The sequence below is a fragment of the Streptomyces sp. NPDC058274 genome (assembly GCF_042881375.1).
In the GTDB taxonomy this organism is placed as follows: domain Bacteria; phylum Actinomycetota; class Actinomycetes; order Streptomycetales; family Streptomycetaceae; genus Streptomyces.
This window is the reverse complement of sequence record NZ_JBHVXW010000025.1, coordinates 29685-42493: the sequence shown is the minus strand read 5'-3', so window position 1 is coordinate 42493 and position 12809 is coordinate 29685. Positions and strand designations below refer to the sequence as shown.

At 71.6% G+C, this 12809-nt stretch carries 12 protein-coding genes; 8 read left to right on the top strand and 4 right to left on the bottom strand.

All coding sequences use genetic code 11. From position 1 onward, the window contains the following. Positions 1-15 precede the first annotated feature (15 nt). The 4 genes from ACFVYF_RS34120 to ACFVYF_RS34105 all read right to left on the bottom strand — a co-directional run bounded on the left by ACFVYF_RS34120 (position 16) and on the right by ACFVYF_RS34105 (position 1949). A complete protein-coding gene (locus ACFVYF_RS34120; protein ID WP_389461673.1) occupies positions 16-285 on the bottom strand; it encodes a hypothetical protein in 270 nt (89 codons plus the stop codon). A 167-nt stretch (positions 286-452) separates the two neighbouring features. Further along, positions 453-680 carry a DUF3107 domain-containing protein gene (locus ACFVYF_RS34115; protein WP_121405835.1) on the bottom strand — a complete coding sequence of 76 codons (228 nt, stop codon included), beginning with the start codon at positions 678-680 and terminating at the stop codon, positions 453-455. A 200-nt stretch (positions 681-880) separates the two neighbouring features. Further along, positions 881-1522 carry a TetR/AcrR family transcriptional regulator gene (locus ACFVYF_RS34110; RefSeq protein ID WP_389461672.1) on the bottom strand — a complete coding sequence of 214 codons (642 nt, stop codon included), beginning with the start codon at positions 1520-1522 and terminating at the stop codon, positions 881-883. A gap of 211 nt (positions 1523-1733) precedes the next feature. Then, positions 1734-1949, bottom strand: a complete 216-nt coding sequence (locus ACFVYF_RS34105; RefSeq protein WP_389461670.1) for a hypothetical protein — start codon at positions 1947-1949, stop codon at positions 1734-1736. A gap of 182 nt (positions 1950-2131) precedes the next feature. Here ACFVYF_RS34105 and ACFVYF_RS34100 point away from each other — a divergent pair, with 182 nt between their 5' ends. The 8 genes from ACFVYF_RS34100 to ACFVYF_RS34065 all read left to right on the top strand — a co-directional run bounded on the left by ACFVYF_RS34100 (position 2132) and on the right by ACFVYF_RS34065 (position 12555). After that, a complete protein-coding gene (locus ACFVYF_RS34100) occupies positions 2132-3166 on the top strand; it encodes an alpha/beta fold hydrolase (protein ID WP_389461668.1) in 1035 nt (344 codons plus the stop codon). 8 nt (positions 3167-3174) lie between these two features. Continuing rightward, the gene (locus ACFVYF_RS34095) at positions 3175-4590 is read left to right on the top strand and encodes a DUF3152 domain-containing protein (RefSeq protein WP_389461666.1); all 1416 of its coding nucleotides are present in this window, start codon (positions 3175-3177) and stop codon (positions 4588-4590) included. A gap of 56 nt (positions 4591-4646) precedes the next feature. Further along, positions 4647-4739, top strand: coding sequence for an Ms4533A family Cys-rich leader peptide (locus ACFVYF_RS34090; protein WP_383279183.1), 93 nt, complete (start codon positions 4647-4649; stop codon positions 4737-4739). A 172-nt stretch (positions 4740-4911) separates the two neighbouring features. Then, positions 4912-6633 (top strand): ABC transporter substrate-binding protein, encoded by a 1722-nt coding sequence (locus tag ACFVYF_RS34085; protein ID WP_389461664.1) that lies wholly within the window; start codon positions 4912-4914, stop codon positions 6631-6633. A 4-nt stretch (positions 6634-6637) separates the two neighbouring features. Then, positions 6638-7855 (top strand): ABC transporter permease, encoded by a 1218-nt coding sequence (locus ACFVYF_RS34080; RefSeq protein ID WP_389461663.1) that lies wholly within the window; start codon positions 6638-6640, stop codon positions 7853-7855. Next, entirely contained in the window at positions 7852-8850 is a 999-nt protein-coding gene (locus tag ACFVYF_RS34075; protein ID WP_389461661.1) for an ABC transporter permease, read from the top strand. Before ACFVYF_RS34080 ends, ACFVYF_RS34075 begins: the two co-directional genes overlap by 4 nt. Further along, positions 8847-10487 carry a dipeptide ABC transporter ATP-binding protein gene (locus ACFVYF_RS34070; protein ID WP_389461659.1) on the top strand — a complete coding sequence of 547 codons (1641 nt, stop codon included), beginning with the start codon at positions 8847-8849 and terminating at the stop codon, positions 10485-10487. The genes ACFVYF_RS34075 and ACFVYF_RS34070 overlap by 4 nt, the downstream gene beginning before the upstream one ends. 235 nt (positions 10488-10722) lie before the next feature. Then, positions 10723-12555, top strand: coding sequence for a DUF3492 domain-containing protein (locus ACFVYF_RS34065; protein ID WP_389461657.1), 1833 nt, complete (start codon positions 10723-10725; stop codon positions 12553-12555). The last annotated feature ends 254 nt before the right edge of the window (positions 12556-12809 follow it).

The window sequence follows — 12809 nt, the reverse complement described above, 5'->3', positions numbered from 1 at the left end:
TCCTTGCGGCGGTCCCTACGCCGGCGCCGAGTGGCGGCGAAATCGCTCCGCCGGGCGGAGCAGCAGGGACAGCGAGGCGGCGGCCACGGCGACCGCGCCGACGAGGGTGAGTGCGAAGTGGCCCGGTCCCAGCGCGCTGTGGGTGAGGAAGGCGCCGAAGAGGGCCCCGGCGATGCCCGTCGGAAGCACCAGAGTGCGCGCGGGCAGGCGGTGGGACAGGCGGTGAACCGCCGCCCAGGCCAACGCGAAACCGAGGATCGCGGAGCCGAGCGCTTCCAAGAACATGGTGTGGTCCCTCCCGCACGGCTGGGGCAAATCGGTCGTAGCCGGTGTACCCCTGAGCTGCGGAACGCAATCCTCCTCTGTGCGGGAGATGTGTTCCGTCTGTGCAGTTCAGGTCATGAGAAAGGGACCCGGCGACGCATGCCGCCAGGCCCCTTCCCCGCTGTCTGCTACAGCGCGCTGAAGCCCACCTTGCGCGTGGTGGGCTCGCCGAGCTCCACGTACGCGAGACGGTCGGCCGGGACCAGGACCTTGCGGCCGTGGTCGTCCACGAGGCTCAGCAGTGCCGACTTGCCGGCCAGCGCCTCGGACACCGCGTGCTCGACCTCCTCGGCGGTCTGACCGCTCTCCAGAACGATCTCGCGGGGCGCGTGCTGCACGCCGATCTTGACCTCCACGGCTATGTCCCTCCGACGGTCAGTGATGTGCGCGTTCCTCCGCGCCGTACGCAGCACACATTAGCCCGGTGAGGGGACCCGTACGTTCCGTCCAAGAACGCCAACAGCGAACACGCGACGGGAACAAGGACGCGGACGTGCCGCGCCGCCGGGCTGTACTCCGGTGACGGGCGCCGTCCGCGCCGTATGACAGCCGTATGTCAGTGGGTCTCGCTGCCGTGCAGCGGGAAGCCGGCGATGCCCCGCCAGGCCAGGGAGGTCAGCAGCTGGACCGCCTGTTCGCGCGGGACGCTGCGGTCGCTGTGCAGCCAGGAACGCGCCACCACCTGGGCGAGTCCGCCCAGGCCGGACGCGAGCAGCATCGACTCGGCCCGGGACAGGCCGGTGTCCTCGGCGATCACCTCGCAGATGGCTTCCGCGCACTGGACCGTGACCCGGTCGACGCGCTCGCGCACGGCGGGCTCGTTCGTCAGGTCGGACTCGAAGACCAGCCGGAAGGCGCCGCCGTCGTCCTCGACGTACGCGAAGTACGCGTCCATCGTGGCCCGTACGCGCAGCTTGTTGTCCGTGGTGGAGGCCAGCGCCTTGCGCAGGGATTCCAGCAGGGACTCGCAGTGCTGGTCCAGGAGGGCGAGGTAGAGGTCGAGCTTGCCCGGGAAGTGCTGGTAGAGCACCGGCTTGCTGACACCCGCACGTTCGGCGATGTCGTCCATCGCGGCCGAGTGGTACCCCTGGGCAACGAAGACTTCCTGGGCCGCGCCGAGGAGCTGGTTGCGTCGGGCACGGCGCGGCAGGCGTGTGCCCCGCGGGCGTGCCGCCTCTGTCTGCTCGATGGCTGTCACGCCGCCTCCCAATGTCGTCCACATGCGGTGTGCGCCGCGCCGCCATCGTACTTTTCGGTAACCGTGATGTGCGCGCTGCGAGCGCAGAATTTCACGGACCGGACAACGGCGATAGCCCCACAGAGCGCGTCAGGCAGGGGCGGGGCGGTCGCGGGGGCGCCTTCCCGCCGCTTCCGGGGTCCCTGGCGGTCTGCCGGGGCGGCCACGGCCGTCAGCGGTAGTCGTCCTCGTCGAGGGGGACGACGCGGGCCTGTTCCGCCAGGTCGGCCTCGTTGGCGGTGGCCGGGTCCGCGCTGGTCAGCGAGTCGTCACGGTCCGGAGCCACGTCGGTGTGCTGCTCGGCGGCGTCGGCCTCGGGGGTCTCCTCGGCGAGGTCGACGGTCTCCTCGTCCTCGAACGTCCCGGGGTCGGTGGGGTCGATGGCCATGGTGGGCTCCCTTCCTAGAACTTCCCTGAGCCTCCGGAAAAAGAAGCCCGGGCCACTTGGGTGCCCTGTTTCGAGCCTAGGAGACACGTCAGAGGGGCGCTATGCGATCCCGGGGCGGAATGAGCACGACCTGTGATGGCGAACACATGAACCACTGCGTGATCGTCTCGTAACATTGCCGCATGTCTTCGACCGAGCTGCCGTCCGTGCTGGCCACCTCCGTCACACCCAAGGTGGGCACGGTCAAGGTCGCGGAGGGCGAGCGGCTGCGCTCCGTAGGCCTGCCCGGGATCACGCTGACGGTGCGGTCGAGACCGCCGGAGCGGGACGGCCTGCCCCCGGCCCTGTACGTGCACGGCCTCGGTGGCTCCTCGCAGAACTGGTCGGCACTGATGCCACGGCTGGACGGACTCGTCGACAGCGAGGCGCTCGATCTGCCGGGCTTCGGGGACTCGCCGCCACCGGACGACGGGGACTACTCGGTCAACGGGCACGCGCGCGCGGTCATCCGCTACCTCGACGCCTCGGGGCGCGGCCCCGTGCACCTCTTCGGGAACTCGCTGGGCGGAGCGGTCACGACGCGCGTCGCGGCCGTACGCCCCGACCTCGTCCGTACGCTCACGCTGGTCTCGCCCGCGCTGCCGGAGATCCGGGCCCAGCGCACGGCGTGGCCGACCGCGCTGCTCGCGCTGCCCGGGGTGGCGCGGCTGTTCACGAGGTTCACCAGGGACTGGAGCGCCGAGCAACGCGTCCGCGGAGTCACGGCGCTCTGCTACGGGGACCCCACCATCGTCACGCCCGAAGCGTTCCGGAACGCGGTCGAGGAGATGGAGCGGCGGCTCGCCCTCCCCTACTTCTGGGACGCCATGGCGCGCTCGGCCCGCGGCATCGTCAACGCGTACACCCTGGGCGGGCAGCACTCGCTGTGGCGCCAGGCCGAACGCGTCCTCGCGCCGACCCTCCTCATCTACGGCGGCCGCGACCAGCTCGTCGGCTACCGCATGGCGCAGCGCGCCGCCCGCGCCTTCCGCGACGCCCGGTTGCTGACCCTGCCGGACGCGGGGCATGTCGCGATGATGGAATACCCCGAGACGGTCGCCACCGCCTTCCGTGAACTCCTCGCGGACACGGGCGAGTTGAGCGGACCGGCTGCCGGGGGCGCGTCGGCCGCGAGGGACGCGGCCGACCATGCCGACCACACGAACACGGAGAGCTGAGGCCGGGGGTGGGACGTCACAGCCGTCGGGGGCGGGCAGACAAGGGCGATGCCGGCGACAAGCAGGGTGCTTCGGGGGCGGCGGTGCCCCCCGCCGGGGCGCCGGCCGGCACGGTGCCCCGCTTTCCGGACGGGACGCCGGCGCACGGCGTCCCGCGTTTTCCCGACGGCACCCCTGCTCACGGTGTGCCCCAGGTGCGGGGCGGACACCCCGAGCAGCGCGAGAACGGGGGCGGCTGGGGCGAGTTGAGAGGCGGCCCGCGGGCGACGGGCGCCGGATACGGCGTACCGCAGCCGGAGCAGGCCGCGCACCGTGCGCCGTACGCCGGGCAGGGTGCGCCCGGTGGCGGGCCGGCGGGTGGGCCCGCCGGGTTCGCGGGACCCCGCATTCCGCACCAGCGGCAGGAGCCGGGCCGGCGCGGCGGACCCCGGCAGGCCTATCTCGACGCCTTCGACGCGGACAACGACGTCTTCGACGCGGACGACGATGTCTTCGGCGCGGACGACGACGTCTTCGCGCCCCGCGGAACCCTTCGCTCCGGGCCGTATGCCGCGGTCCCGGTCCAGGCTCCGGGCGTCGAGCCGCCGACCGGCCGGCCGCCGGGCACGGCCAAGGGCGGCGGCAAGGGGCGGGCGTTCGCCGGGATCGCGGCCGCCGCGGTGACGACCGTGCTGGCCGTCGTGGTCGCCGGGCAGGTCGCCGACGGGCGCGAGGACGCCGCCGTGCGCCCGCAGGCCGCGGGGGGCGGTGACCGGGCCGCCCGGGACTCCGCCTCGCGCGGAGACCAGCGACCGACGCAGAGCGGCACGCCGGCCGCGACCGTGCTGACGTACGACCAGAAGATGAGCAAGACGTACGCGCTGGGCGCGCAGCTCAAGGGGTCGGGGAAGTTCGAGGCGGTCGCCGGCTTCGACAAGGCGCCCGGCAAGGGGCGCAAGTACACCTACCGCGTCGACGTGGAGCAGGGGCTGGGACTCGACGGCGGGCTCTTCGCGCAGGCCGTGCAGAAGACGCTCAACGACGACCGGAGCTGGGCCCACAACGGCGGCCGTACCTTCGAGAGGATCTCCTCCGGGAAGCCCGATTTCGTGATCACGCTCGCGAGTCCCGGCACCACCGCCACCTGGTGCGCCAAGTCCGGACTCGACACCACCGAGGACAACGTGTCGTGCGACTCGGCCGCCACCGACCGGGTCATGATCAACGCGTACCGTTGGGCGCAGGGCTCCGAGACCTACGGTGACCGCATTCACGCGTACCGGCAGATGCTGATCAACCACGAGGTGGGCCACCGGCTCGGATTCGGCCATGTCACCTGCGGCAAGGACGGTGACCTGGCGCCCGTCATGCAGCAGCAGACGAAGTTCCTCGATCACGACGGGATCCACTGCAAGGCCAATCCCTGGGCCTACCCCGGGAGTTGACGGACGCCTCCGGAACCGCGTTGACACCAGGCGAAAATTCGTTCATATTTCTGCGCATGTCGCCTCGTCACGCCTCCGTATGCGCCGCCCTTGAGCTGGCGCTCATCGGCGTGACCGCGCTCTGCGTGGCCGACATTCACTGTCGCTGACGCTCGCCCCTGGCGTGTGCGTCGCGTTCTTCCCTCTCTGGGTTCCGCATGTTCTTCACGGCGGTCTCCCGACGTGCTGTCCGACGCCCGGGGCGAGCTCTGCTCAGCTTCGTCTCACCCTGTGTCGTCTGGTCTCGCCATGCGAGACACCCTTCCGAGAGGTCGTCTTCCGATGCGTCAACCGTCCGTCATAGCGCGCCGCGTGGCCGCGGCATCCGTCAGCCTGGTCGTGGCAGCGGGTGCCGCCGCCTGCGGCCCTGAGGACAACGATGCGAAGGGCGCCGCTGGCGACTCCAAGCCGCAGAAGGGGGGCACGCTGACGGTTCTGAACTCCAACCCCCAGGAGGACTTCGACCCGGCGCGGCTCTACACCTCCGGCGGCGGCAACGTCCCCTCGCTCGTCTTCCGCACGCTCACCACGCGCAATCGCGAGGACGGCGCCGAGGGCGCCAAGGTCGTCCCGGACCTGGCCACGGACACCGGCCGGCCGAGCAAGAACGCGACCGTGTGGACGTACACCCTGAAGAAGGGGCTCAAGTACGAGGACGGCACCGCGATCACCACGGCCGACATCAAGTACGGCATCGAGCGCTCCTTCGCCGCCGAACTCTCCGGCGGCGCGCCCTACTTGAGGGACTGGCTGATCGGCGGCGCCGACTACCAGGGCCCGTACAAGGACAAGGGCAAGGGGCTCGACTCGATCGAGACGCCGGACGAGCGCACCATCGTCTTCCACCTCAACAAGCCCGAGGGCGAGTTCCCCTACCTGGCCACGCAGACGCAGTTCACGCCCGTCCCGAAGGCCAAGGACAACGGCACCAAGTACGAGGAGCACCCGGTCTCCTCGGGTCCCTACAAGGTCGTCAAGAACGAGAACGACGGCGAGCGGCTGACCCTGGAGCGCAACACCCACTGGTCGGCCGCCACCGACGAGGAGCGCAAGGCCTACCCCGACAGGATCGACGTACGCTCCGGCCTCGACTCCTCCGTGATCAACCAGCGGCTGTCGGCGTCCCAGGGAGCAGACGCCACCGCCGTCACCACGGACACCAACCTCGGCCCGGCCGAGCTCGCCAAGGTCACGGGCGACAAGGAACTCGCCTCGCGCGTCGGCACCGGGCACTTCGGCTACACCAACTACCTGGCCTTCAACCCGAAGGTGAAGCCGTTCGACAACCCGAAGGTGCGGCAGGCGGTCTCGTACGCCATCGACCGTTCGTCGGTGATCAACGCGGCCGGCGGTTCGTCGCTCGCCGAGGCCGCGACGACGTATCTGCCGAACCAGAAGTCCTTCGGCTACACGCCCTACGACCACTTCCCGGCGGGCAAGTCCGGCGACCCGGCCAAGGCCAAGGAGCTGCTGAAGGAGGCCGGCTACAAGAACGGCCTGACCATCACGCTGACCCATTCCAACTCGAAGGACTTCGAGACCAGCCCGGAGATCGCGACGGCCGTCCAGGACGCCCTGAAGAAGGCCGGGATCACCGTCAAGCTCCAGGGCCTCGAGGAGAACGACTACAAGGACAAGATCCACAGCGTCAAGACCGAGCCCGGCCTCTTCCTCGCGCACTGGGGTGCCGACTGGCCGTCCGGCGGCCCCTTCCTCGCCCCGATCTTCGACGGCCGTCAGATCGTCAAGGACGGCGCCAACTTCAACACCGGCTTCCTCAATGACAAGTCGGTCAATGACGAGATTGACGCGATCAACAAGTTGACCGATCTTGACGAGGCCGCCAAGCGCTGGGGTGCACTGGACAAGAAGATCGGTGAGCAGGCGCTGACCGTGCCGCTGTTCCACCCGGTCTACAAGCGGCTGTACGGCAAGGACGTCAAGGACATCGTGATCAGCGACTGGACCGGCGTCCTGGACATCTCCCAGGTCGCGGTGAAGTAGCCCGATGAGTGAGGCCCTTGTGGCCTCGGAGGCTGCCGGGGCGGGCACCGAACTGGTGCTCGCCCCCGCCTCGGGGGCCCGACAGTTCTGGCGGCGGCTGCGTGCGCAGCGCGCCGCCCTCGTCGCGGCAGTCGTCGTCACGCTTCTCGTCCTGGTCGCGCTCGGCGCGCCGCTGCTCACCGCGATCGAGGGGCAGGACCCGACCACGTACCACCCCTCGCTGATCGACTCGGCGCGCGGCGGCGTCCCCGTCGGATCGCTCGGCGGCATCAGCGGCGACCACTGGCTCGGCGTCGAACCGCAGACCGGACGCGATCTGTTCGCACGGCTGGTGTACGGCGCCCGGGTCTCCCTGGGGGTCGCGCTGGCGGCCACGCTGGTGCAGGTCCTCATCGGTGTCGTGGTGGGCGTCGCGGCCGCGCTCGGGAACCGATGGGTTGATCAACTGTTGAGCCGCGCCACCGACATCATCGTCGCGATGCCGCTGATGATCATGTCGCTGGCGCTGCTGGCCATCGTGCCCGGCAGTTTCCCGCGGCCCGTGCTGGTCGCGCTCGTCATCGGCCTGATCGCCTGGGGCAGCATCGCGAAGATCGTGCGCGCCCAGACACTCACCCTCAAGGGGCTCGACTACGTCTCCGCCGCCCGGCTCAGCGGCTGGGGCGCCTGGCGGATCGCCCGCCGCGAACTGCTGCCGGGCCTTGCCGCGCCCGTCATCACCTACTCCGCCCTTCTCGTGCCGCAGAACATCACCGTCGAGGCCGCCCTGTCGTTCCTCGGGGTCGGTGTGAAGCCGCCGACGCCGTCGTGGGGACAGATGCTCACCGCCGCCGACGTCTGGTACCAGGCGGCGCCGCAGTACCTGCTGCTGCCGGCCGGCGCGCTGTTGATCACCGTGCTCGCGCTGACCGTGCTGGGCGACGGCGTACGGACCGCACTCGACCCGCGCGCGGCCTCACGGCTGCGCGTCGGCACGGGGCGCAAACGCGAGGCGAAGGCGGACGCGGGCGCGGTCACGGGCGCGGTCGCAGTCGCGGTCGCCGCTACGGCGGACGCGGAGGCCGACGCGGGTGCCGCGACGGTGGGTGCGGGAGCCGGGTCGGCCGGCGCGGGTGCCGCGACGGCGGATCCGAGTATCGGGACGGCGGATCCGAGTACTGAGACGGCCGTCGCGGGCAACACGGCGGCGGACGCGAGCGCCACGACGGAGGTCAAGAAGTGAACGGCTTCGGCGGCTTCGTGCTGCGCCGCGCCATCGGCACCGTGGTCACCCTGCTGGCCATCTCGGTGATCATCTACGTGGTCTTCTACGCCACCCCCGGCAACGTCGCCCAGATCACCTGCGGCCCGCGCTGCTCGCCGGTCCAGGTCCACCAGGTCGCCCAGCAACTGCACCTCGGCGACCCGCTGTACGTGCGCTACTGGCACTTCCTGCAGGGCATCTTCGCCGGCCAGGACTACTCGACGGGTACGTCGGTGCAGCACTGCTCGGCGCCCTGCCTCGGCCTGTCGTACCGGACCGACCAGCAGGTCACGCAGCTGATCCTGACGAAGCTGCCGGTCAGCCTGTCGCTGGTGTTCGGCTCGATGGTGCTGTGGCTGGTCCTCGGCGTCGGCACCGGCGTGCTCTCCGCGTGGCGGCGCGGCCGGCTCACCGAACGCGTGCTGACCGGCATCACGCTCGCGGGCGTGGCCACTCCCGTGTTCGTGATCGGTCTGGTGCTGATGATCGTCGTCTGCGGCCAGCTGCAACTGCTGCCCTTCCCGCAGTACGTCAATTTCACCGACGATCCCGAGCAGTGGGCGTGGAACCTGCTGCTGCCCTGGCTCTCGCTCGCCCTCATCGAGGCCGCCGCGTTCGCCCGGCTGACCCGGGCGTCGATGCTGGAGACGCTCGCCGAGGACCACATCCGCACCTTCCGCGCGTACGGCGTCGGCGAGCGGTCGATCATCGGGCGGCACGCGCTGCGCGGGGCGTTCGCGCCGGTCATCGCGCTGAACGCCAACAACGTCGGCTCGGCGGTCGGCGGCGCGGTGCTCACCGAGACGCTCTTCGGACTGCCCGGCATCGGCCAGGAACTGGTGCACGCCGTCAACGTCGTCGACCTGCCGGTGGTCGTCGGCATGGTCCTGGTCGTCGGCTTCTTCGTGGTTCTCGCCAACGCCGTCGCGGACGTCCTGTACGCGGTGGCCGACCGACGGGTGGTACTCGCATGAGCTCGGTGAATGTCGGCGGGAGCCGCGGCGACCGTCCCGGCGACGCCCTGGTGGACGTCGCCGGTCTCTCGGTCGCGTTCGGGAGCCTGCGTGCCGTCGACGGGCTCTCCTTCCGGCTGGCGAAGGGCGCCGCGCTGGCCCTGGTCGGCGAGTCCGGCTCCGGCAAGTCGACGGTCGCGTCCGCCATGCTGGGGCTGCACCGCGGCACGGGAGCGCGCGTCGACGGCTCGGTGCGGGTGGCCGGTGTGGACGTAGGAGCCGCCTCCGACGACGAACTGCGGCGGCTGCGCGGCGCGAAGGCGGCCATGGTCTTCCAGGACCCGCTGTCGTCCCTCGACCCGTACTACGCCGTCGGCGACCAGATCGCCGAGGTGTACCGGGTGCACACGCGGACGTCCCGGCGGGCCGCACGCGCGCGTGCCGTGGAGGTGCTCGACCGGGTGGGGATCGCCGACGCGGCACGCAGGTCCCGTTCCCGACCCCACGAGTTCAGCGGCGGGATGCGCCAACGGGCCCTGATCGCCATGGCCCTGGCCTGCGAACCGGAACTGCTGATCGCGGACGAGCCGACCACCGCGCTCGACGTGACCGTCCAGGCCCAGATCCTCGACCTCCTGCACACCCTGCGGGAGGAGACCGGACTGGGACTGCTGCTGGTCACGCACGACGTCGGGGTCGCCGCCGAGAGCGTCGACGACGTGCTCGTCATGCGCCACGGTCGTGCGGTCGAACACGGGCCGGTCGCCGCGGTGCTCGGCGCGCCGCAGGAGTCGTACACCCGGGAACTGCTGGGTGCGGTGCCGCGCGTCGACGTGCCGCGGGCCGAAGCCGCGAAGCCTTCGGACGAAGTGGTGCTCGAAGCGGTCGGTCTGCGGCGCGAATTCGGCCGTGGCAAGGGGCGGTTCGCCGCGGTGGACGACGTGTCGCTCGTGATTCACCGGGGCGAGACCCTGGGCGTCGTGGGCGAGAGCGGCAGCGGCAAGACGACACTGGGCCGGATGCTGGTGGGTCTGCTGGAGCCGACGGCCGGGTCGGTCCGGTACGAGGGGCGTGCGCAGTCCGGCGTGAACCCGGCCGTGCAGATGGTCTTCCAGGACCCCGTCTCCTCCCTCAACCCCCGGCGCAGCGTGGGCGAGTCGATCGCCGATCCGCTGCGCGCGCGGGGCGAGCTGAGTGAGGAGCGCATCCGGGGGCGCGTACGGGATCTGCTGGAGCGCGTGGGGCTCGAAGAGGCGCACTACGACCGGTACCCGCACGAGTTCAGCGGCGGACAGCGCCAGCGCGTCGGCATCGCGCGGGCGCTCGCCGCCGAGCCGCGCGCCATCGTGTGCGACGAGCCCGTCTCCGCGCTCGATGTCACCACCCAGGCGCAGGTGGTCGCCCTGCTCGCCGAGCTGCAGCGCGAACTGGGGCTCGCCCTGGTGTTCGTGGCACACGATCTCGCGGTCGTGCGCCAGGTCAGCGACCGGGTCGCGGTCATGCGGCGCGGACGCGTCGTCGAGCACGGACCCGCCGACGAGGTGTACGAGTCCCCGCGGGACCCGTACACGAGGCAGCTTCTCGCCGCCGTACCGGCGCTCGATCCGGCGGTCGCGGCGGAGCGCCGCACCGTCCGACGCGAGTTGGCGGTGGTGTAGCCGGAGGTTTTCCGGCGGCGCTCGCCGGAGACGCCCGTGACCTCACGAAACGTAACTGCTTGATCCCTTAGCGCGACGGAACGCGATCCGTCCGGGAAAGTTACGACCGTTCACCCCTTTTGGTGGCGCGATGGACAACCGTCCGTCGCGCCACCGTCATGTCCGCATACGTTCGTCCCGCTGCGAGCCGCCGGGTCAACGGCGGCTCCCCATACGGGAGATCGGGGGTGCACTCGTGCGCATCGGACTGCTTACGGAGGGTGGCTATCCGTATGTGAGCGGTGATGCCAGGCTCTGGTGCGACCGGCTCGTACGCGGGCTCGAGCAGCATGAGTTCGACATCTACGCGCTCAGCCGCAGCGAGCGGCAGGAGGACGAGGGCTGGATCGAACTGCCGCCGCAGGTCAGCCGGGTGCGTACGGCACCGCTGTGGACGGCCGAGGACGACGGGGTGGTGCACGGGCGGCGGGCGCGCCGGCGCTTCGCGGAGGCGTACGGCGAACTGGCCGCCGCGGTGTGCGGGACGGGGGCGCCGGGGACGGACGCCTTGCGGGGGAGCGCGGGCGCCGCACTCGGGACCACGGGCACCTCACTCGGGAGCGCAGGCGTCTCACCGGGAAGCGCGGGCGGCGCACTCGGGACCGCGGATGCCCAGGGGGCTAGCGGGGTTTCGGAAGCCCTTGACGGCGTTGAGGCGGACCGTTTCGGCAACGCCCTGTACGCACTCGCCGAACTCGCCCGCGACGAGGGCGGACTGGTCGGCGCCCTGCGCTCCGAGGCCGCCGTGCGCGCCCTGGAGAGCGCCTGCCGTGCTCCCGGCGCACTCCGCTCCGCCCGCACCGCCCGCGTGCCCGACCTGCTTGCCGTCGCCGCCCACTTCGAACGGGCGCTGCGCCCCCTCTCCCTCGACTGGTACGAGGACGACGGGCTCGGCTCGGTCGATCTGTGCCACGCGGCGGCCGGCGGCTCGGCGGCCCTGCCCGGCCTGCTCGCGCGGCACTTCTCCGGCGTACCGCTGCTGGTCACGGAGTACGGCGTACAACTGCGGGCGCACTACCTGGCGTCCGGTGAGGCGCCCCCCGCGGTCCGGGCGCTGCTCGCCGCCTTCCACGGCAGGCTGGCCGCGGAGGTCTACCGCCGGGCCGTCCTCGTCACGCCCGGCAACACGCACGCCCGTCGCTGGCAGGAGCGCTGCGGCGCCGACCGCGCCAAGCTCCGCACGGTCTACCCGGGCATGGAAGCCGCCCGCTTCGCCGAGGTGGGCGAGGGCGTGGAGGGCGCCGCAAGCGCCGACCCGGACACGCTGGTCTGGGTCGGCAGGATCGAACCGGCCAAGGATCTGATGTCCCTCCTCCACGCCTTCGCGGAGATCCGCAAGGAGGAGCCGAAGACGCGTCTGCGGATCGTCGGAGCGGCCGCGGGCGCCGAGGGCACGGCCTACCTCGGCCACTGCAAGGCCCTCGCCGCACAGCTCTTCCCCGACGAGGCGGAGGGCGTCCACGCGGTCGGCGACAACCCCGTGTCCTTCGAGGAGATCGGCGGCCCGGAGGTCCCGAGCCTGCCCGAGGCGTACGCGGCGGGCGCCGTCGTCGTGCTGTCCAGCGTCGTCGAGGGCTTTCCGATCAGCCTGGTCGAGGCCATGTTCTGCGGCCGAGCGACCGTCTCCACGGATGTCGGCGCGGTCGTCGAAGTCATCGGCGGTACGGGGCTGGTGGTGCCGCCGCGCAATCCGCGGGCGCTCGCCGAGGCGTGCGTGGCCCTGCTGCGCGATCCCGAGCGCCGTGCGCGCCTCGGCGCCGCCGCCCGCGCGCGAGCCCTTGAACTCTTCACCGTCGAGCAGAACATCACGGCATTTCGCGGCATTTACCTGGAGATCGTCTCGCACTCCCCGGTGCGGCGCATGGTCGTCGACGAGGCGGGGGAACCCCTGCCCTTCGGCGTGCCGGCCGAGGCCCACGTGCCCGGTCGCTGGACCGAGGGCCGCCTCATGGCCGCGGGCCGCCCGCGCTGGGCGGCGGGAGCGCCGGTACGCGCCACGGTGCGCATCCCGGCGGGGGAGGGCGCGTGACGAGCGAGCTGGGCGAACTGGACCGGCCGGGCAGACCGAACAGCCCCGGCTCCTGGGACACACGGTCGGAGGAGTGGCTTGTGGCGGGGGTGAGCGAGACGGACGCACACACGGACGGATCACGGGATGGCTTGGGGAGCGCCGGCGTGGACGTGGGGGTGGGCCGGGGCGGCAGCGCCGACGACACGGCGGGTGGTCCGGGCGGAACCCGCGATGGGGGGAGGGGTACGGGCGTGGTTCGCGATGGGGGGAGG

Excerpts from the sequence above, each read along its gene's own strand:
- ACFVYF_RS34120 (WP_389461673.1), bottom strand. The coding sequence starts at position 285 with ATGTTCTTGGAAGCGCTCGGCTCCGCGATCCTCGGTTTCGCGTTGGCC.
- ACFVYF_RS34105 (WP_389461670.1), bottom strand. The coding sequence starts at position 1,949 with ATGGCCATCGACCCCACCGACCCCGGGACGTTCGAGGACGAGGAGACC.
- ACFVYF_RS34100 (WP_389461668.1), top strand. The coding sequence starts at position 2,132 with ATGTCTTCGACCGAGCTGCCGTCCGTGCTGGCCACCTCCGTCACACCC.
- ACFVYF_RS34090 (WP_383279183.1), top strand. The coding sequence starts at position 4,647 with ATGTCGCCTCGTCACGCCTCCGTATGCGCCGCCCTTGAGCTGGCGCTC.
- ACFVYF_RS34085 (WP_389461664.1), top strand. The coding sequence starts at position 4,912 with ATGCGTCAACCGTCCGTCATAGCGCGCCGCGTGGCCGCGGCATCCGTC.
- ACFVYF_RS34080 (WP_389461663.1), top strand. The coding sequence starts at position 6,638 with ATGAGTGAGGCCCTTGTGGCCTCGGAGGCTGCCGGGGCGGGCACCGAA.
- ACFVYF_RS34070 (WP_389461659.1), top strand. The coding sequence starts at position 8,847 with ATGAGCTCGGTGAATGTCGGCGGGAGCCGCGGCGACCGTCCCGGCGAC.